This window comes from Pseudomonas sp. BLCC-B112, from assembly GCF_028550695.1.
Classification (GTDB): domain Bacteria; phylum Pseudomonadota; class Gammaproteobacteria; order Pseudomonadales; family Pseudomonadaceae; genus Aquipseudomonas; species Aquipseudomonas danubii.
Genome location: NZ_JAQQGK010000008.1, coordinates 133,875 through 151,808 on the forward strand (window position 1 = coordinate 133,875; position 17,934 = coordinate 151,808).

The following is a 17,934-nucleotide window of genomic DNA, read 5'->3' on the forward strand; positions in this document are numbered from 1 at the left end:
GTCGTGGTCGGCCGACCGGCTGCAGCTGCGCCGTGATACAGCGCCGGGCCCGGGGTTATCGGGCCAGGTGCTGTTTGCAGTAATCGGCGAACAGGCGCGCCGGCTTGGTCAACTGGCCACGCTTGAGCCAGGCCGCCACCAGGCCGGAGCCGGTCACGTCCTCGACAATATCCACGCACACCACCGGCTTGCCGTCGTAGGAGCACTGGGAGTGGGGGCGGGTTACCAGAATCGAAAAGCCGAAGCCCTGGCCCACCATGCCCCGCACCATCTCGATGGAGGGCGAGCTGAAGGCGATCTGTGGCGTCAATCCCAGTTCCTCGAACAGGCTGACGAAGTAGGTCCGGCTCGGTTGCACATCCAGCAGGATCATTGGTTCCAGGCTCAGGTCACGCAGTGAAACCTGGGCCTGCTGGGCGTAGCGGTGGTCGGCGGGAAGCAACGCATAGGGCCGTTGCGGTGGCATCAGTGGTTCGGTTTCGATGGTGCCGTCCAGTTCGTGCTCGTACAGGATCACCAAGTCGAACGCACCGCCGGTCAAGCCCTGTACCAGTTCCTGCTGTTCGCCATCGCGGATGCGGATTTCCACCCCGGGATACAGGGCACTGAAGCCGGCGATCAACTGCGGCAGATACAGCGGTGCCACGGTTTCAAAGCAACCGATGTCGATCTGTCCGGCCACCACGTCGTTGTCCGCCAGGGCGTTCTGCTCGAACTCCTTGGCCATGCGCAGCAGTTCCTGAGCCTTGCGGTAGAAGCGTGCACCACTTGGGGTCAGGGACACACCCAGGGCGTGGTGGCGGATCAGCAATTGCACGCCGAAGCTGTCCTCGAGGCCCTTGATGGCGGTGGAGATCGACGGCTGGGCGATATACAGCTTGCGTGACGCTTCAGCGACGCTGCCGCATTCGACGGTGGTGATGAAGTACTTGAGTTGACGCAGATTGTAGGCGGCCACAGCGAACCTCGTTCTGATCCGGCTCTAGAGTGCACTGCGAAAGATGCAGCCCGCTTCCTGCAAGCAAGTTATGCACCGACAAGCCTCCCGGGCTTGGTTTCTTGTCCGTCAACGATACTCACAAACGCTGTCGGAAAGGGCGGGGTCTAGGCAGTTTTTTCATCGCTTGTGAGCAGGTATTTCCTGGCCTTAACCGATCTCGGCCAGGACGATGGTTTTCAACTTTACGCCTCTGGAGCGCTCTGCGGTGCAGGCAGCTCCTCGGCGGGCGGGGCGGCATTGAAGTCCAGGGTGACCGTGAAGCGTTGCTGTTCCATCAGCACCTCAATACGCCAGCCGAGCCGGGCACTGAGTTGCCGCATCAGTTCCAGACCCAGGCCATAGCCAAAGTCGTTGGATGGCTCCAACTGCTTGGCTTCCCGGATGCGGTTGACGATGCGCAGTTGTGGGTAGTCGAAATTGATCTCGACACTGCCCTCATCGGCGTATTGCAAGGCATTGCGCAGGAAGTTGCCCACCACGATGCGGCAGGCGGTCAGAGGCAGGCGGCAAGGGGTACTGCTGATGTCCAGCAGCAGTTCGATATCCCGTGTGCCGATCAGGTAGCGGTGTTCCTCGATCAGTTCAGTGACCAGGCCGCTCATGTCGATGGGCTCCTCGGGCAAGGGTTCGGGCAGTTCCCGACTCATCCACAGCAAGGTTTCGGCGATGCGCTGCATGTTCAATACCGAGCGCTCGATACGTTGCAGGGGCGGCGGCAGGACGCCGCCGGATTGCAAGGTCAGCAGTTCGATATTGGCCTTGAGCACCGCCAGTGGGGTGCGCAGCTCATGGCTGGTGTAGCGCAGCAGGCGGCCTTCTCGCAGGCTGGCGGCCTGCACCTGCTGCACGCTTTGGGCCAGGGCATCGGCCAACATGTTGAACTCCTTGAAGCCGAAACTCGGCCGCTGACTGGATACCGCGTCCGCATCCTTGAGGGTGGAGGACCATTGGGCCAGGCGCCCCAGGGGCCGTACCAGCCACCAGACCAGCAGGGCAATGATAATCAGCGCCGGGACGAACACCGCCAGGCTGATGAAGTTGACGCCGCGCAACTCTCGCTCGATGTAGGCGTCGGACAGTGGCGTCTCCACTTCACCGCCTTCTTCTTTGTCGTGGTCGACGTCGTACATGTACAGGGTCTTGCCGTCGCTAAGCGGCTGGGCCAGTACCACCCGCCCTTCATCCTCGTCATCGGACTCCAGGTCGCCAAACGCCTGCACCGCACCGAAGGACAGGCTGGGTGGGGTGTCCAGCATCTGACGGATTTTCTCCGGCAGCGCCTCCTTGCCGATGACGCTGGTATAGAAGTAGTTATGCGGCGGTGGGGTGTTTGGATCTTTCTTGTAATGCCTGGCGAAGTACTGGGCTTCCTCCTCCATCATTGCGCTGGCGGTATAGAGCAGGCCACGGACACTGTATTCGGGCAGCAGCAGGCTGTAGATCAGCAACACCACGGCAATCAGCAGCAGGAAGCTGCCGCTGATCACCCATTTCAGACCCAGACCGTTACGCATGTGACCTCATCTGAATGCCAATACCAGGGAGGGTGTGGATCAACGGTTGGCCGAAGGATTTGTCCACGGTCTTGCGCAATCGGTGCATGTGCACCTTGAGGGTATTGCTGTCCGGTGGCTCGTCGCCCCAGATCGTTGTCTCCAGGCGTTCCCGGGTTACCGGTTCCGGACTGGCACGCATCAGGCACTCCAGCAGGGTCCAGCAAATGGGTGACAGATGCAGCTCTTGCCCGGCGCGGCTGACCTTGCGGGTAGACAGCTCCATCACCAGGTCGGCCACTTGCAGGCGGCTTGCCTGGCCGCTGCGGCGCATGCTCAGGGCTCGGATACGGGCCACCAGTTCCGCCATTTCAAAGGGCTTGACCAGATAGTCGTCGGCCCCGGCGGCGAAGCTGGCGAGTTTGTCGGAAAGGGCGTCCAGCGAGGTGAGCATCAGGATCGGCGTCTGGCTGCCTTGCTGGCGCAACTGTTGGCACAGCTGCTGGCCGTCCAGTCGCGGCAACATGATGTCCAGCAGGATGACGTCGTAGTGCTGGCTTAAAGCCAGGTTAAGGCCGGTCTGGCCATTGCTGGCGTGGTCGCAGACGATGCCGCTGATTTCCAGGTACTCGATGACGGTGTTGGCCAGGTCGAGGTTGTCCTCGACCAATAGCAGTTGAATATGCACGGAAACGTCCCCTTGGACCCTTGGCGCTCGATGGGCCGAAGGATAGCGGAGTCAGGCCGGTTTCTGCGGATGTTTACCCGGTGTTAACCCGGCCGTCTCTAAGCTTGGGCTCTTCTTAACTCCAGAGCGTGGCACAGTCATGAACCTGATTTCGGTAGTCAAAGGAATCCTACAGGTCCTGATACTTCTCGTCCTGATGGCCTGCGTCCTGCCTTCCCAGGCACCTTTGGGGCGCCTGGGAGGGGGCGGCCCCCTGAGTTGGTTACTGATTGGCCACAGTGTTGAGCGGGCGGGATCCGAGCATGTCATCACTGCATGCTGATAAGGCCGGCGCCAGCTACACCGATCAGTTGGTGCTGTGCCTGGTGCTGATTCTCTGTGTATCGATCTCCCTGGGGATCTACATCATGCGCTTCAATGCGCAGATCGACCGGCAGCGCGAATTGTCCCCGGTGCACCTGCTCGAATGCGGCCAGGGGCGCGGGGCCTTCATTGTCGACCCTTATGGCCAGCGCAGTAGCAGTGACAACTGTTTCCTGGTGGATGAGGACGATTAGCTTCGGGTCCGCTCGGCACTCAGATTGATTCGCCGTCGAGTTCAAGCGCAAGAAACGTGGTTCTTGCGCTTGAATCTCGTTTTACAGTGTCGGCGTACTAAGAGGACGGCCATGGACCACCGGGTTCCGGGTCCGATTCCACTGACGGATTGAAGGAGACCTGAGATGTCCTGCGTATTCAAACTGATGCCGTCCCCCGTTGGCCAACTGACCCTGGTGGCCAGAGGGACCAAGCTGGCGGCGATTCTCTGGGAGCACGAACGGCAGAACCGGGTACGTCTCGGGCCGTTGCAGGAGTCGGTTGATCATCCCATGCTGCTGGAAGCCGAGCGCCAGCTTCGGGAATACTTTGCAGGCAGCCGTGAGCGCTTCGAGCTTGAGCTGGATTTCGTCGGTACCGAGTTTCAGTGCAAGGTCTGGCAGGCTTTGCTGACCATCCCTTTCGGTGAGACCCGCAGCTACAGCCAGATCGCCCAGCAGATTGGCAGTCCCAAGGCGGTGCGGGCGGTGGGCGCAGCCAATGGCCGGAACCCGATCTCGATTGTGGCCCCCTGTCACCGAGTGATCGGTGCATCGGGGAGCCTGACCGGCTTTGCCGGAGGGCTTGAAGCCAAGCAATTCCTGCTGGCGCTGGAGGGGGAGGAGACGCTGCAACTGGCGTTCTGAGTGAGTGCTGGCGGCGAGCTGTGCCAGAATGGGCCATCGATTTTTTCTGGAACGCTTCCATGGACGCCGCCAAACCCAGCCTTATCCGCGAAACCTTCCCCGTCGGCCCTTTGCAGTGCAACTGCACCATCATTGGCGACCCGCTGACCAAGAAAGCCATAGTTGTCGATCCGGGAGGCAATCCCGATTTGATCATGGCTCGCCTCGATGCCCTGGGGTTGAAGGTGGTTAGCATCATTCATACCCATGCGCACCTGGATCATTTTCTCGCCTCCGGGCAGATGAAGGAAAAGACCGGCGCCACTTTGCATCTGCATAAGGACGACCAGTTCCTGTGGGACAACCTTGAGATGCAATGCAGCATGTTCGGCGTGCCCTACACGCCTGTCCCGTCCCCGGACCGCTGGCTGGACGACGATGAGGAACTGGCCTGCGGTTGCGGCGTCGCCCTGCATACTCCCGGGCACACTCCGGGTTCCATGAGTTTTTGGTTTTCCGAGGCTAAGCTTCTGATTGCCGGCGACACGCTGTTCAAGCGCGGGGTCGGGCGCACGGACTTGTGGGGCGGGGATCAGGCCACCCTGGTGCGTTCGATCAAGCAGCGTCTGTATACCCTTGATGAAGATGCCACAGTGGTTGCCGGGCACGGCCCAGACACCCGATTGGGCGATGAGATGCGCCAGAATCCGTTTGTGAGGGCCTGACTTTTAGCCAGGCCGCTGACGGAATTTTTGCCACTCTGTGTGTTCCAACGCTAGCTAAGGTCTGTTGCCAACGTCCGCTGCACCACAGAATGCAAAATGTAGGAGTTTTCCATGTTCACCTCGCGTCGTTTGATTGTTGTCGCTACTGCTGTGGCCTTGTTGTCCGGCTGCGCTTCGCCTAACCCCTATGACAATCAGGGGCAGGCCGACGGCGGCTCGTCGGGCATGAGCAAAACTGCAAAATACGGTGGCCTGGGTGCCCTGGCTGGTGCATTGGCCGGTGCTGCCATTGACCACAATAACCGTGGCAAGGGCGCGTTGATCGGTGCCGCGGTGGTGGGGGCATCCGCCGCCGGTTACGGTTACTACGCCGACCAGCAGGAGAAGAAACTGCGCGCCAGCATGGCCAATACCGGGGTTGAAGTGCAGCGTCAGGGTGATCAGATCAAGCTGATCATGCCGGGCAACATCACGTTTGCCACTGATTCGGCCAATATCGCCCCAAGCTTCTACCAACCACTGAACAACCTGGCCAACTCCCTGCGCGAGTTCAACCAGAACCAGATCGAGATCGTCGGCTACACCGACAGCACTGGCAGCCGTCAGCACAACATGGACCTTTCCCAGCGTCGTGCCCAGAGCGTGGCGACCTACCTCACGTCTCAGGGGGTGAGCAGTGCCAACCTGTCCGCTCGCGGTGCTGGTCCGGACAATCCGATTGCCAGCAACGCCGACGTCAATGGCCGTGCGCAGAACCGTCGTGTAGAGGTCAACCTCAAGGCGATTCCGGGCCAGCAGTATCAGCAGCAAGGTCAGCAGTACCAGCAGCCCTACCAGCAGTACTGATCGACTCGACTGCAATCCCAGGTACAAAAAAGCCCGCCCGATGCAAATCGGGCGGGCTTTTTAGTGACTGAAGCGGTTACTTCTTCAGGCCGTAGTGCTCGTCGAGCATGCCCGGAGCGTTTGGCGTCTTCGGCGCGTAGTCCCGTGGTGGCTCCTGATCCCGCGGTGGAGTCAGGCGCTCCCGTGGAGCTTGTGCCGACTCGGAATGCAGTGCGGCCAGCAGGCGTTGCCGGGTCAGTTCGTCCAGGGCCAGGCGGTTGGCACCCTCGGCGAGATGGTCCTGCACTTCCTGATAGCTCTGGGTGAGCTTTTTCACCAGGGTGGCAGTGCTGTTGAAATGGGTGACCACTTCATTTTGATAATTGTCGAAACGTTCCTGAATATCGTCCAACTGACGCTGCGTGCGGTTAGGCGCGGCATTGGGCAGCAGGCGAGCAACCAGGAATCCAATGGCGACACCCGCGACCAGGGCAAGAGTCGGCAACAACCAAACTAAGAGCGAGTGTTCCACGAGTCCTTCCTCTATAAACGGCTTTGCTTTACGTTAACGGCTCGAACCTGCGCTGTATACCGCGATTCACTCGCAATAGATTGGCACAGACCATTTGCTAGACGAGTCGACCCCCTTCGAGGTCACGGAGTTCCTTCCTTGCTAATGCGTGAAACCCCTGTAGTGATTGCCGGCCCGGTGGGCCAATTGGAAGCCCTGTATCTGGAGGTGCCCGATCCTCGTGGCGTGGCACTGATCTGCCACCCCAACCCGGTGCAGGGCGGCACCATGCTCAACAAGGTGGTGTCCACCTTGCAGCGCACCGCGCGGGATGCCGGCCTGATTACCTTGCGCTTCAACTACCGGGGTGTTGGTGCCAGTGAAGGCAGTCACGACATGGGCAGTGGCGAAGTCAATGACGCCCAGGCTGCCGCCCAGTGGTTGCAGGCCAAACATCCTGAACTGCCATTGACCCTGCTGGGGTTCTCCTTCGGCGGTTTTGTCGCCGCCAGTCTTGGCGGGCGCCTGGAGGCCCAGGGCGTGCAGCTCAAGCACCTGTTCATGGTGGCGGCGGCGGTGACCCGTCTGCGGGATACCGACCAGTTGCCAGAAAACTGCCCGCTGACCCTGATCCAGCCGGAAACCGATGAAGTCATTGACCCTCAAGCGGTCTATGACTGGTCCGACGCGCTTGTTCGCCCCCATGAGCTGCTGAAAGTGGCAGAATGCGGGCACTTTTTTCATGGCAAGCTCACTGATCTCAAGGATCTGGTGCTGCCGCGACTTTCGAATTGATAGCAGTCTGATAAGCGATTACCCATGACTACTCGTACGCGTATCCTCACCGGCATCACCACCACCGGTACCCCGCACCTGGGCAACTACGCTGGCGCGATTCGCCCGGCGATCCTTGCCAGCCTTGACAGTAATGCCGATTCCTTTTACTTCCTGGCCGACTATCACGCGCTGATCAAGTGCGATGACCCGTTGCGCATTCAGCGTTCGCGCCAGGAAATCGCGGCGACCTGGCTGGCTGGCGGCCTGGATGTGGAACGTGTGACCTTCTATCGTCAGTCGGACATTCCGGAGATTCCGGAACTGACCTGGCTGCTGACCTGCGTAGCCGCCAAGGGCCTGCTCAATCGTGCCCATGCGTACAAAGCATCGGTGGACAAGAACCTCGAGGCCGGTGAAGACCCGGATGCCGGCATCACCATGGGGCTCTACAGCTACCCGGTGCTGATGGCCGCGGACATCCTGATGTTCAACGCGCACAAGGTGCCGGTGGGCCGTGATCAGATCCAGCACGTGGAAATGGCTCGGGACATCGGCCAGCGTTTCAACCATCTGTTTGGCCAGGGCAAGGAGTTCTTCACCATGCCCGAGGCGCTGATCGAGGAGAGTGTCGCCACTCTTCCTGGCCTGGACGGTCGCAAGATGTCCAAGAGCTACGACAACACCATCCCTTTGTTCACCAGTGCCAAGGACATGAAGGACGCGATCTCGCGGATCGTCACTGACTCCAAGGCGCCGGGTGAGGCCAAGGACCCGGACAACTCCCATCTGTTCACTCTGTTCCAGGCATTTTCTACCCCGACGCAGGCTGCCGAGTTCCGTACTGAGCTGTTGCAGGGGCTGGGCTGGGGCGAAGCCAAGAACCGCCTGTTCCAGTTGCTGGATGGTGAATTGGGTGAGGCTCGTGAACGTTACCACCAGTTGATCGCCCGTCCCGGGGATCTTGAAGACATTCTGCGTGCCGGTGCCGCCAAAGCTCGGGCTGTGGCCACGCCGTTCCTTGCCGAGCTGCGTGAGGCCGTGGGCCTGCGCTCCTTTGCCAGTCAGGTGCAAGTTGCCGCCACGACCAAGAAAAAGGCCGCCAAGGCCCCGCGCTTCATCAGCTTCCGTGAAGACGATGGTAGTTTCCGTTTCCGCTTGCTGTCCGCCGATGGCGAGCAGTTGCTGCTGTCGCGTCACTTCGCCGATGGCAAGGCTGCCGGTGCGGTGACCAAACGACTGCAATCGGGGCAGGAGCTGGATTTGCGTAGCGAAGCCGGCAGTTTCAGCGTTTGGCTGGATGGCGCCTGCGTGGCTGACAGTCCAGCCTTCGCTGACGCTGCCGCGCGTGACGCAGCCATTGATGCATTGCGGATTGCGCTGACCCCTGCGCAGGACTAATCGGAATCTTCCCGACCAAGGGCTGATTGCCATTCCCCAGGGCCGTCGCTAAAGTGACGGCCCGTTTTTGTTGCCTTGCTAACGAATTATGACGCCCCTAGAACGATACCAAGCAGATCTGAAACGCCCGGACTTCTTTCATGACGCGGCACAGGAAACCGCTGTGCGTCATCTGCAGCGCCTGTATGAGGATCTGATTGCAGCCGAGCAAAACAAGCCGGGCTTGCTCGGCAAGCTCTTTGGCAAGAAGGATCAGGCGCCAGTCAAGGGGCTGTACTTCTGGGGCGGGGTAGGGCGTGGAAAGACTTATCTGGTAGATACCTTCTTCGAAGCCTTGCCGTTCAAGGAAAAGGTTCGTACGCACTTTCACCGCTTTATGAAGCGCGTACACGAAGAAATGAAAACCCTGGGTGGCGAAAAGAATCCGCTGACCATCATTGCCAAGCGTTTCTCACAAGAGGCGCGGGTGATCTGCTTCGATGAATTCTTCGTGTCTGATATTACCGATGCGATGATTCTCGGCACCCTGATGGAAGAGTTGTTCAAGAACGGTGTGACCCTGGTGGCGACGTCGAACATCGTTCCGGATGGCTTGTACAAGGACGGTCTGCAGCGTGCGCGCTTCTTGCCGGCCATTGCCCTGATCAAGCAGAACACCGAGATCGTCAACGTCGACAGTGGCGTCGACTACCGTCTGCGGCATCTGGAGCAGGCGGAGCTGTTTCACTATCCATTGGATGAAGCTGCCCATGAAAGCCTGCGCAAGAGCTTCCGTGCGCTGACGCCAGAGTGCACTCAGGCGGTGGAAAACGATGTTTTGATCATCGAGAACCGAGAAATTCGTGCGCTGCGCACCTGTGATGATGTGGCCTGGTTCGACTTCCGTGAGCTGTGCGATGGTCCTCGTAGCCAGAACGACTACATCGAACTGGGCAAGATCTTTCATGCCGTGCTGCTCAGTGGCGTGGAGCAGATGAGTGTTACCACGGATGATATTGCTCGGCGTTTCATCAACATGGTCGACGAGTTCTATGACCGCAACGTCAAGCTGATCATCTCCGCCGAGGTCGAGCTCAAGGACCTCTATACCGGAGGGCGCCTGACGTTCGAGTTCCAGCGCACTCTCAGCCGGTTGCTGGAGATGCAGTCCCACGAGTTTCTGTCGCGGGCGCACAAGCCATAATCTCGAGTCGATGAAAAAGGGCCTGCATTGCAGGCCCTTTTTTTATGCCGCCTGCTGCTGAAACTGCTGGCGGTACTGATTGGGTGAGAGTTCGGTGTGTTGGCGGAACAGGCGGGCGAAGAAACTGGCGTCGTCGTAGCCGACTTCATAGCTGATGGTCTTGATGCTCTTGCGCGTTCCCGAAAGCAGGCCCTTGGCGGTTTCGATGCGTAGACGCTGCAGGTAGTGCAAGGGCTTGTCGCCGGTAGCCGTCTGAAAGCGGCGCATGAAATTGCGAATGCTCATGCCATGTTCGCGAGCCACGTCCTCGAAGCGGAACTTGTCGGCGAAGTGCTCTTCAAGCCAATGCTGGATCTGCAGGATGATTACGTCCTGATGCAGTTTCTGGCCGCCGAAGCCGATGCGTCCGGGGGCGTAGCTGCGCTGCACTTCATAGAGGATGTCCCGAGCCACGGCCTGGGCCACGTTGGCTCCACAGAAGCGTTCGATCAGGTAAATGTACAGGTCGCAGGCCGAGGTGGTGCCGCCGGCGCAATAGAGATTGTCGGCGTCTGTCAGGTGCTTGTCCTGGTTGAGCTGGACCTTGGGGAAGCGCTCGCTGAAAGCGTTGAAGAAGCGCCAGTAAGTGGTGGCTTCCTTGCCGTCGAGCAGTCCGGCTTCAGCCAGCCAGAAAACCCCGGTGGCTTCACCGCAAAGCACCGCACCGCGGGCGTGCTGGGCGCGCAGCCAGGGCAGTATCTGTGGATAACGCTGGCACAGGGTGTCGAAGTCATCCCAGAAGGCCGGGAGAATGATCACATCGGTATCTTCCAGCGCACCGTCCACCGGCATGATCACATTGCTGAAGCTGCAGACTGGCTGGCCGTCGGGGCTGACCAGGCGAGTTTCGAACGCCGGAGTCAGGCCTTGGCCCAGCTGTTTGCCGTAACGCAGGCTGGCCAGATGAAAAAAATCTTTTGCCTGCATGAGGGTGGAAGCGAAAACCCGGTCGATAGCCAGGATGCTGACGCGCCGCAAGGGCGTGGAGGTTTGGTTAGACATAATTCAATTGTTCTTATAGGGGAAAGTGGTCACCAGACGGCTGGATCGTCTTATTTTTTGTCGGATGTGTCCAGTGTCCCGTGCAGGTGCCTGGGCTTAGGCTCTGGCAGCCAACCCATGATCAATCAACATCACAGGTGCCTGCATGATCCCTAGAACCTTGTTCAGTTCCGAGCATGAACTCTTTCGTGACAGCGTGCGTACGTTCCTTGAAAAAGAGGCTGTGCCTTTCCATGGTGAGTGGGAAAAACAGGGCTTCATCGACCGTCAGTTGTGGAATAAGGCCGGGGAGGCGGGGATGCTGTGTTCGCACATTCCCGAGGAGTACGGCGGTCTGGGGGCGGATTTTCTCTACAGTGCGGTGGTGATCGAGGAGATCGGCCGTCTGGGTCTGACCGGCATTGGTTTCTCTCTGCATTCAGACATTGTTGCGCCCTACATCCTGCACTACGGAAGTGAGGCGCTGAAACGCAAATACCTGCCCCGTCTGGTGTCGGGGGATATGGTCACGGCCATTGCCATGACCGAGCCGGGTGCGGGCTCTGACTTGCAAGGGGTGAAGACCATGGCAGTGCTCGACGGCGACGAGTATGTGATCAATGGGTCCAAGACCTTTATTACCAACGGCTACCTGGCGGACCTGGTGATAGTCGTGGCCAAGACCGATCCCAAGGCAGGAGCTAAGGGCACCAGCCTGTTTCTGGTTGAGGCCGATACTCCCGGGTTCTCCAAGGGCAAGCGCCTGGAAAAGGTTGGAATGAAGGCTCAGGACACCTCCGAGCTGTTCTTCCAGGATGTGCGAGTGCCCAAGGAAAATCTGCTGGGGCAGGCTGGGGCTGGTTTTGCCTACTTGATGCAGGAGTTGCCCCAGGAGCGCCTGACCGTGGCCATTGGTGGCCTGGCCAGTGCCGAGGCCGCGTTGCAGTGGACCCTGGAATACACCCGCGAACGCAAGGCCTTTGGCAAGGCAATTGCCGATTTCCAGAACAGTCGCTTCAAGCTGGCTGAAATGGCCACGGAAATTCAGATCGGCCGGGTCTTTGTCGATCGCTGCCTGGAGCTGCATTTGCAGGGCAAACTCGATGTGCCGACGGCGGCCATGGCCAAGTACTGGGGCACCGATCTGCAGTGCAAGGTACTCGATGAGTGCGTGCAACTGCACGGCGGCTACGGCTTCATGTGGGAGTACCCGGTGGCCCGGGCCTGGGCCGATGCCCGGGTGCAGCGCATTTATGCCGGGACCAACGAGATCATGAAGGAAATCATCGCCCGTTCACTGTAGGGACCGGCTTGCTGGCAAATGGTGCGACGTGCCCATTCGTTGGCAAGCCAGCCCCTGTAGACCGGTTAAGGCGCAGGGTTGGGGTGATCCTTGTGGATTGCCTCGATCCCGGCGAGGACCTCTTCCGACAACTTCAAGGTGGCGCTGGCGATGTTGCTGTCCAGCTGTTCCAGTGTGGTGGCGCCGATGATGTTGCTGGTCACGAACGGCTGTTGAGTGACGAAGGCCAGGGCCATCTGTGCCGGGTCCAGACCATGCTCGCGGGCCAGCGCCACATAACGGCTGCAGGCCGCTTCCGACTGAGGGTTGAAGTAGCGGCTGAAGCGGCTGTAGAGGCTCAGTCGAGCCTTGGCTGGTCGGGCGCCATTTTCATACTTGCCGGACAGGAAACCGAACGCCAGGGGCGAGTAGGCCAGCAGGCCGCACTGCTCGCGAATGGCGACTTCCGCCAGGCCTACTTCAACGCTGCGGTTGAGCAAGTTGTAGGGGTTCTGGATCGAAACGGCCCTTGGCCAGCCGCGGCTTTCGGCCAGGGCTAGGAACTTCATGGTGCCCCAGGGCGTTTCGTTGGACAGGCCGATATGGCGGATCTTGCCGGCGCGAACCTGTTCGTCCAGGGCTTCGAGGGTTTCCTCCAGAGGTGTGAAGTCTTCATCGGGCTGATGCTTGTAGCCCAGTTGGCCGAAGAAGTTGGTGCTGCGCTCGGGCCAGTGCAGTTGGTAGAGGTCGATCCAGTCAGTCTGCAGGCGCTTGAGGCTGGCATCCACGGCTTCAGTTATATGTTTGCGGTTGTGCTTGAGCTGTTTGTCGCGAATATAGTCGATGGTGTTGCCTGGACCTGCGATCTTGCTGGCCAGGACCCAGTCGGCGCGGTCGCCACGTTGCTTGAACCAGTTACCGATATAGCGTTCGGTGGTGGCGTAGGTTTCGGCCTTGGGGGGCACCGGATACATCTCGGCGGTGTCCATGAAGTTGATTCCGGCATTCTTGGCCCGCTCGATCTGAGCGAAGGCCTCTGCCTCGGTGTTCTGCTCACCCCAGGTCATTGTTCCCAGGCAAATCGCACTCACATTCAGATCGGTTCGGCCCAGCTGGCGGTAGTCCATCGGGTACTCCCTTGGCAAAACAATCATAAAAGCAGGTTGAATTTTTTTTCGCAATCTGCATAATTCGGCAGCTCTTTCTGCAGTGGAAGTGATGCGCCGCCTGCCGAAGAATCTTGCCGTATATCAGACGCGCTGACCCGAGCCCCCGATAGCGTCTGTGTCCGGCTGCCTTTGACCTTGTCAAAGTACGCACTATTCAGTAAGATCCGCCGTCTATTTTGCTGGGCGGCCCCTGAGGCTATAAAGAATGAAAACTTTTACTGCTAAACCGGAAACAGTAAAGCGCGACTGGTTCGTCGTCGACGCTGCTGGTCAGACCCTGGGTCGTCTGGCCACCGAAATCGCGAGCCGTCTGCGTGGCAAGCACAAGCCTGAGTACACTCCTCACGTTGATACCGGCGACTACATCGTCGTAATCAATGCCGAGCAGGTACGTGTTACTGGCGCTAAAACCACTGACAAAATGTACTACTCCCACTCCGGTTTCCCGGGCGGCATCAAGTCGATCAACTTCGAAAAGCTGATCGCTAAAGCCCCTGAGCGCGTGATCGAGACCGCGGTAAAAGGCATGCTGCCTAAGAACCCGCTGGGTCGCGACATGTACCGTAAGCTGAAAGTCTATGCGGGCGCTGCTCACCCTCATACTGCTCAGCAGCCCCAAGAACTGAAGATTTAACGGAATAGTTCATTATGTCGGCGACTCAAAATTACGGCACTGGCCGTCGCAAGACTGCAACCGCACGCGTTTTCCTGCGTCCGGGCACTGGCAATATCTCGATCAACAACCGCTCCCTGGATAACTTCTTCGGTCGCGAAACTGCCCGCATGGTAGTTCGTCAGCCGCTGGAGCTGACCGAGACTGTTGAGAAGTTCGATATCTACGTTACCGTTATCGGCGGCGGTGTAAGTGGTCAAGCTGGCGCAATCCGCCACGGTATCACTCGCGCTCTGATGGATTACGACGAAACTCTGCGCAGCGCTCTGCGTAAAGCTGGCTTCGTAACCCGTGACGCACGTGAAGTTGAGCGTAAGAAAGTGGGTCTGCGTAAAGCGCGTAAGCGTCCGCAATACTCCAAGCGTTAATTCGCTACTGCGTTCAAAAGCGCCCAGTCTCCTCGCGGAGCTGGGCGTTTTTTATTGTCTGAAATTTGCGCTGTGACAACTTGCCACATCCGCGCAGGCCCTATACTACAAGGCTTCGGGCTGGGTCGGCTTGGTAATTACCTTGTCAGAATAGGGGCTTTTCATTACCATTCGGCAAAATTTTTATAAGTTCAGATTTTTACTTAGTAGATGCCTGATTTAACAGGCCACAAAGCTGATGGGAGAGGACTGAATGAGCAATGACGGCGTGAATGCAGGCCGGCGTCGCTTCCTAGTAGCAGCCACATCCGTGGTGGGTGCTGCTGGAGCGGTGGGGGCTGCGGTCCCGTTCGTGGGGTCATGGTTTCCCAGTGCCAAGGCGAAAGCCGCAGGTGCACCGGTGAAAGTGAATATCAGCAAGATCGAACCAGGTCAGCAGATGATTGCTGAGTGGCGTGGTCAACCGGTATTCATCGTCCGCCGTACAGAGGAAATCCTGGGGAATCTTAAAAAGATCGAGGGCCAGCTGTCTGACCCTGACTCCAAGAACTCGGTACAACCAACCTACGTCGATCCGGAAGTGCGTTCGATCAAGCCAGAGATTCTGCTGCTGATCGGGATCTGTACTCACCTGGGTTGTTCTCCGACCTTCCGTCCTGAAGTGGCGCCCGCTGATTTGGGCAAGGACTGGGTAGGTGGCTATTTCTGCCCTTGCCACGGCTCCCACTACGACCTGGCTGGTCGCGTCTATAAAGCGCAGCCTGCGCCCCTGAACCTGCCAGTACCCCCGCATTCCTATGAGTCGGATGACATCATCGTCATTGGCGTCGACACGGAGAAAGCGTGATGAGCAAGTTCATGGATTGGGTTGATGCGCGCTTCCCTGCGACCAAGATGTGGGAAGACCATCTCAGCAAGTATTACGCTCCGAAGAACTTCAACTTCTTCTATTTCTTTGGCTCCCTGGCACTGCTGGTTCTGGTTAACCAGATCGTTACTGGTGTCTGGTTGACCATGAGCTACACCCCTTCGGCGGAAGAAGCCTTTGCTTCCGTTGAATACATCATGCGCGACGTCGAGTACGGCGCGATCCTGCGTTTGCTTCACTCCACCGGCGCTTCGGCGTTCTTCATCGTGGTCTATCTGCACATGTTCCGTGGCTTGCTCTACGGTTCCTACCAGAAGCCTCGTGAGCTGGTGTGGCTGTTCGGCATGCTGATCTACCTGGCGCTGATGGCTGAGGCCTTCATGGGCTACCTGCTGCCTTGGGGGCAGATGTCCTACTGGGGTGCCCAGGTGATCATCTCGCTGTTCGGTGCGATCCCCGTTATTGGTGACGACCTGACTCAGTGGATCCGTGGTGATTACCTGATTTCCGGGATTACCCTGAACCGCTTCTTCGCTCTGCACGTGGTAGCCCTGCCGATCGTGATTCTCGGTCTGGTGGTGCTGCACATTCTGGCGTTGCACGAGGTGGGTTCGAATAACCCGGATGGCGTAGACATCAAGAAGAACAAGGATGAGAACGGTGTCCCGCTGGATGGCATTCCTTTCCATCCTTACTACACCGTGAAGGATATCGTCGGCGTAGTTGTGTTCCTGTTCATCTTCTGCTCGATCGTGTTTTTCTTCCCTGAGATGGGTGGTTACTTCCTCGAGAAGCCGAACTTCGAACCGGCCAACCCGTTCAAGACACCTGAGCATATTGCTCCTGTTTGGTACTTCACTCCGTTCTACGCGATTCTGCGTGCGGTGCCAGACAAGCTCTTGGGTGTTATCGCCATGGGCGCTGCAATTGCGGTCCTGTTCGTGCTGCCTTGGCTCGACCGTAGTCCAGTCAAGTCCATGCGCTACAAAGGCTGGCTGAGCAAGATCTGGCTGCTGGTGTTCTGCGTCTCGTTCGTGATCCTGGGTGTGTTGGGTGTGTTGGCGCCGACTCCAGGCCGTACGCTGTTGTCGCAGGTGTGTACCTTCCTGTACTTCGCCTACTTCATTCTGATGCCGTTCTATACCAGGCTCGAGAAGACCAAACCGGTTCCGGAAAGGGTGACTGGCTGATGAAAAAGCTATTTGCTGTACTGATTCTTGCTGCTATGCCTGTGTTGTCTTTCGCGAATACCGCGGGTCCTGAGTTGGAGAAGGTTGATATTGACCTGTCCGACAAGGCTGCCTTGCAAGACGGTGCGCGTACTTTCGCCAACTACTGCATGGGCTGCCACAGCGCCAAGTTCCAGCGCTATGAGCGGGTCGCCGATGACTTGGGCATTCCTCACGACTTGATGTTGAGCAAGCTGGTTTTCACCGGTGCCAAGATCGGTGACCACATGAACATCGGCATGCAGCCGGCTGATGCCAAGACCTGGTTCGGCGCTGCGCCGCCAGATTTGACCTTGGTGGCTCGCGTTCGTGGTACCGATTGGCTTTATGGCTACCTCAAGTCCTTCTATGAAGATCCTGCGCGCCCTTGGGGCGTGAACAACAAGGTCTTCCCGAACGTTGGTATGCCTAACGTCCTGGTCGGTCTGCAAGGGCGTCAAGTTGTCGGTTGCAAGCAGGTGCAAATCGTTGAAGACGGTAAGAAACAATACGATCCGCTGACTGGTACGCCCCTGACTCACGAGGCGTGCGACCAGCTGACAGTCAAAGAGGGTACCGGTACTCTCAATGAGGCTCAGTTCGACGAGAAGGTCAAGAATCTGGTGACCTTCCTGGCTTACTCGGCCAACCCTGTCAAACTGCAGCATCAGCGCATCGGTACTTACGTGCTCTTGTATCTGGCCTTCTTCTTCGTGTTCGCCTATCTGCTCAAGCGCGAATACTGGAAGGATGTGCATTAATAGCGTTTTAAGCATCAGTTGTTGAACATGCGCGCCCAGGGGCGTCTCTGAAACTGTAACAACCCTGTATCATTCGGGGGTTACCAGAGGCGCCCTGAGGGCGCGCTTGTTTTTTCTGCTTCCGATAATTTCAACAAGCGAGGAGGATCGCCATGGGCGTGACCAATCGGTTGGCCTGTTACTCCGACCCCGCCGACCACTATTCCCACCGGGTGCGCATTGTGCTTGCGGAGAAGGGTGTCAGCGCCGAGATCATCAGTGTGGAGGCGGGGCGTCAGCCGCCGAAACTGATCGAAGTGAACCCTTACGGGAGCTTGCCGACGCTGGTCGATCGGGACCTGGCGTTGTGGGAATCGACAGTGGTGATGGAATACCTGGATGAGCGTTACCCTCATCCTCCATTGCTGCCGGTTTACCCTGTTGCGCGTGCCAACAGTCGCTTGCTCATCCATCGGATCCAGCGTGATTGGTGCGGGCAGGTGGATCTGATTCTGGATTCGCGGACCAAGGAGGCGGTCCGGGTGCAGGCGCGTAAGGAATTACGCGAAAGTCTGACAGGGGTTTCCCCGCTGTTCGCCGATAAGCCATTTTTCCTCAGTGAGGAACAAAGCCTGGTGGACTGCTGCCTACTGCCCATACTCTGGAGGTTGCCAATCCTGGGTATCGAACTGCCGCGGCAGGCCAAGCCGCTGCTTGATTATATGGACCGCCAATTTGCGCGTGAGGCTTTCCAGGCAAGTTTGTCTGGCGTCGAACGTGATATGCGCTGAGGCTTAAGGAGCC

At 58.5% G+C, this 17,934-nt stretch carries 20 protein-coding genes; 14 read left to right on the forward strand and 6 right to left on the reverse strand.

The window, feature by feature from the left end:
• Positions 1 to 55: 55 nt before the first annotated feature.
• From PQT43_RS21535 to PQT43_RS21545, 3 genes are all read right to left on the reverse strand, one after another.
• On the reverse strand, positions 56 to 958 hold the full coding sequence (locus PQT43_RS21535; RefSeq protein ID WP_102860294.1) for a LysR family transcriptional regulator: 903 nt from the start codon (positions 956 to 958) through the stop codon (positions 56 to 58).
• 224 nt (positions 959 to 1,182) lie between these two features.
• On the reverse strand, positions 1,183 to 2,514 hold the full coding sequence (locus PQT43_RS21540; RefSeq protein ID WP_102880886.1) for a sensor histidine kinase: 1,332 nt from the start codon (positions 2,512 to 2,514) through the stop codon (positions 1,183 to 1,185).
• A complete protein-coding gene (locus PQT43_RS21545) occupies positions 2,507 to 3,181 on the reverse strand; it encodes a response regulator transcription factor (protein ID WP_102880885.1) in 675 nt (224 codons plus the stop codon). Before PQT43_RS21545 ends, PQT43_RS21540 begins: the two co-directional genes overlap by 8 nt.
• A gap of 302 nt (positions 3,182 to 3,483) precedes the next feature.
• Between PQT43_RS21545 and PQT43_RS21550 the strand changes: the two genes are divergently transcribed.
• The 4 genes from PQT43_RS21550 (at position 3,484) to PQT43_RS21565 (ending at position 5,954) form a co-directional block, all read left to right on the forward strand.
• Positions 3,484 to 3,738, forward strand: a complete 255-nt coding sequence (locus tag PQT43_RS21550) for a hypothetical protein (RefSeq protein ID WP_102880883.1) — start codon at positions 3,484 to 3,486, stop codon at positions 3,736 to 3,738.
• 165 nt (positions 3,739 to 3,903) lie between these two features.
• A complete protein-coding gene (locus tag PQT43_RS21555) occupies positions 3,904 to 4,404 on the forward strand; it encodes a methylated-DNA--[protein]-cysteine S-methyltransferase (protein ID WP_102880882.1) in 501 nt (166 codons plus the stop codon).
• A 59-nt stretch (positions 4,405 to 4,463) separates the two neighbouring features.
• Positions 4,464 to 5,108 (forward strand): MBL fold metallo-hydrolase, encoded by a 645-nt coding sequence (locus PQT43_RS21560; RefSeq protein ID WP_170001496.1) that lies wholly within the window; start codon positions 4,464 to 4,466, stop codon positions 5,106 to 5,108.
• A gap of 111 nt (positions 5,109 to 5,219) precedes the next feature.
• Positions 5,220 to 5,954: an OmpA family protein gene (locus PQT43_RS21565; protein ID WP_102860300.1), complete on the forward strand. Its 735-nt coding sequence runs from the start codon at positions 5,220 to 5,222 to the stop codon at positions 5,952 to 5,954.
• 76 nt (positions 5,955 to 6,030) lie between these two features.
• On the opposite strand, the gene PQT43_RS21570 is transcribed toward PQT43_RS21565, so the two are convergent.
• On the reverse strand, positions 6,031 to 6,465 hold the full coding sequence (locus tag PQT43_RS21570; protein WP_102880880.1) for a YhcB family protein: 435 nt from the start codon (positions 6,463 to 6,465) through the stop codon (positions 6,031 to 6,033).
• A gap of 144 nt (positions 6,466 to 6,609) precedes the next feature.
• Between PQT43_RS21570 and PQT43_RS21575 the strand changes: the two genes are divergently transcribed.
• From PQT43_RS21575 to zapE, 3 genes are all read left to right on the forward strand, one after another.
• On the forward strand, positions 6,610 to 7,239 hold the full coding sequence (locus tag PQT43_RS21575; RefSeq protein WP_272754553.1) for an alpha/beta hydrolase: 630 nt from the start codon (positions 6,610 to 6,612) through the stop codon (positions 7,237 to 7,239).
• Between the two features lie 24 nt (positions 7,240 to 7,263).
• Positions 7,264 to 8,619: a tryptophan--tRNA ligase gene (locus tag PQT43_RS21580; RefSeq protein WP_272754554.1), complete on the forward strand. Its 1,356-nt coding sequence runs from the start codon at positions 7,264 to 7,266 to the stop codon at positions 8,617 to 8,619.
• A gap of 88 nt (positions 8,620 to 8,707) precedes the next feature.
• Entirely contained in the window at positions 8,708 to 9,802 is a 1,095-nt protein-coding gene (zapE, locus tag PQT43_RS21585; RefSeq protein ID WP_102860304.1) for a cell division protein ZapE, read from the forward strand.
• Positions 9,803 to 9,844: 42 nt separating this feature from the next.
• Here the strand turns inward: zapE and PQT43_RS21590 are convergent, their stop codons facing one another.
• Positions 9,845 to 10,744, reverse strand: coding sequence for a GlxA family transcriptional regulator (locus tag PQT43_RS21590; protein WP_170001537.1), 900 nt, complete (start codon positions 10,742 to 10,744; stop codon positions 9,845 to 9,847).
• A 244-nt stretch (positions 10,745 to 10,988) separates the two neighbouring features.
• Here PQT43_RS21590 and PQT43_RS21595 point away from each other — a divergent pair, with 244 nt between their 5' ends.
• Positions 10,989 to 12,125, forward strand: coding sequence for an acyl-CoA dehydrogenase family protein (locus tag PQT43_RS21595; RefSeq protein WP_272754555.1), 1,137 nt, complete (start codon positions 10,989 to 10,991; stop codon positions 12,123 to 12,125).
• Positions 12,126 to 12,190: 65 nt separating this feature from the next.
• Here PQT43_RS21595 and PQT43_RS21600 read toward each other — a convergent pair whose 3' ends face one another.
• Positions 12,191 to 13,231 carry an NADP(H)-dependent aldo-keto reductase gene (locus tag PQT43_RS21600; protein ID WP_272754556.1) on the reverse strand — a complete coding sequence of 347 codons (1,041 nt, stop codon included), beginning with the start codon at positions 13,229 to 13,231 and terminating at the stop codon, positions 12,191 to 12,193.
• 247 nt (positions 13,232 to 13,478) lie between these two features.
• On the opposite strand from PQT43_RS21600, the gene rplM reads away from it, so the two are divergent.
• The 6 genes from rplM to PQT43_RS21630 all read left to right on the forward strand — a co-directional run bounded on the left by rplM (position 13,479) and on the right by PQT43_RS21630 (position 17,921).
• Entirely contained in the window at positions 13,479 to 13,907 is a 429-nt protein-coding gene (gene rplM, locus PQT43_RS21605) for a 50S ribosomal protein L13 (protein ID WP_007928449.1), read from the forward strand.
• 14 nt (positions 13,908 to 13,921) lie between these two features.
• The gene (gene rpsI / locus PQT43_RS21610; RefSeq protein ID WP_003228056.1) at positions 13,922 to 14,314 is read left to right on the forward strand and encodes a 30S ribosomal protein S9; all 393 of its coding nucleotides are present in this window, start codon (positions 13,922 to 13,924) and stop codon (positions 14,312 to 14,314) included.
• A gap of 253 nt (positions 14,315 to 14,567) precedes the next feature.
• Complete coding sequence (gene petA / locus PQT43_RS21615) at positions 14,568 to 15,161, forward strand: ubiquinol-cytochrome c reductase iron-sulfur subunit (protein ID WP_102860308.1); 594 nt, start codon at positions 14,568 to 14,570, stop codon at positions 15,159 to 15,161.
• The gene (locus PQT43_RS21620; RefSeq protein WP_272754557.1) at positions 15,161 to 16,372 is read left to right on the forward strand and encodes a cytochrome b; all 1,212 of its coding nucleotides are present in this window, start codon (positions 15,161 to 15,163) and stop codon (positions 16,370 to 16,372) included. Before petA ends, PQT43_RS21620 begins: the two co-directional genes overlap by 1 nt.
• Entirely contained in the window at positions 16,372 to 17,151 is a 780-nt protein-coding gene (locus PQT43_RS21625; RefSeq protein ID WP_102860310.1) for a cytochrome c1, read from the forward strand. The genes PQT43_RS21620 and PQT43_RS21625 overlap by 1 nt, the downstream gene beginning before the upstream one ends.
• Positions 17,152 to 17,303: 152 nt before the next feature.
• Positions 17,304 to 17,921, forward strand: coding sequence for a glutathione S-transferase N-terminal domain-containing protein (locus tag PQT43_RS21630; protein ID WP_102860311.1), 618 nt, complete (start codon positions 17,304 to 17,306; stop codon positions 17,919 to 17,921).
• The last annotated feature ends 13 nt before the right edge of the window (positions 17,922 to 17,934 follow it).

What these genes read in the sequence shown, in the direction of transcription:
- PQT43_RS21540 (WP_102880886.1), bottom strand. Translation starts at nt 2,514, where the DNA reads ATGCGTAACGGTCTGGGTCTGAAATGGGTGATCAGCGGCAGCTTCCTG.
- PQT43_RS21550 (WP_102880883.1), top strand. Translation starts at nt 3,484, where the DNA reads ATGTCATCACTGCATGCTGATAAGGCCGGCGCCAGCTACACCGATCAG.
- PQT43_RS21555 (WP_102880882.1), top strand. Translation starts at nt 3,904, where the DNA reads ATGTCCTGCGTATTCAAACTGATGCCGTCCCCCGTTGGCCAACTGACC.
- PQT43_RS21560 (WP_170001496.1), top strand. Translation starts at nt 4,464, where the DNA reads ATGGACGCCGCCAAACCCAGCCTTATCCGCGAAACCTTCCCCGTCGGC.
- PQT43_RS21565 (WP_102860300.1), top strand. Translation starts at nt 5,220, where the DNA reads ATGTTCACCTCGCGTCGTTTGATTGTTGTCGCTACTGCTGTGGCCTTG.
- PQT43_RS21575 (WP_272754553.1), top strand. Translation starts at nt 6,610, where the DNA reads ATGCGTGAAACCCCTGTAGTGATTGCCGGCCCGGTGGGCCAATTGGAA.
- PQT43_RS21580 (WP_272754554.1), top strand. Translation starts at nt 7,264, where the DNA reads ATGACTACTCGTACGCGTATCCTCACCGGCATCACCACCACCGGTACC.
- zapE (WP_102860304.1), top strand. Translation starts at nt 8,708, where the DNA reads ATGACGCCCCTAGAACGATACCAAGCAGATCTGAAACGCCCGGACTTC.
- PQT43_RS21595 (WP_272754555.1), top strand. Translation starts at nt 10,989, where the DNA reads ATGATCCCTAGAACCTTGTTCAGTTCCGAGCATGAACTCTTTCGTGAC.
- PQT43_RS21600 (WP_272754556.1), bottom strand. Translation starts at nt 13,231, where the DNA reads ATGGACTACCGCCAGCTGGGCCGAACCGATCTGAATGTGAGTGCGATT.
- rplM (WP_007928449.1), top strand. Translation starts at nt 13,479, where the DNA reads ATGAAAACTTTTACTGCTAAACCGGAAACAGTAAAGCGCGACTGGTTC.
- rpsI (WP_003228056.1), top strand. Translation starts at nt 13,922, where the DNA reads ATGTCGGCGACTCAAAATTACGGCACTGGCCGTCGCAAGACTGCAACC.
- petA (WP_102860308.1), top strand. Translation starts at nt 14,568, where the DNA reads ATGAGCAATGACGGCGTGAATGCAGGCCGGCGTCGCTTCCTAGTAGCA.
- PQT43_RS21620 (WP_272754557.1), top strand. Translation starts at nt 15,161, where the DNA reads ATGAGCAAGTTCATGGATTGGGTTGATGCGCGCTTCCCTGCGACCAAG.
- PQT43_RS21625 (WP_102860310.1), top strand. Translation starts at nt 16,372, where the DNA reads ATGAAAAAGCTATTTGCTGTACTGATTCTTGCTGCTATGCCTGTGTTG.
- PQT43_RS21630 (WP_102860311.1), top strand. Translation starts at nt 17,304, where the DNA reads ATGGGCGTGACCAATCGGTTGGCCTGTTACTCCGACCCCGCCGACCAC.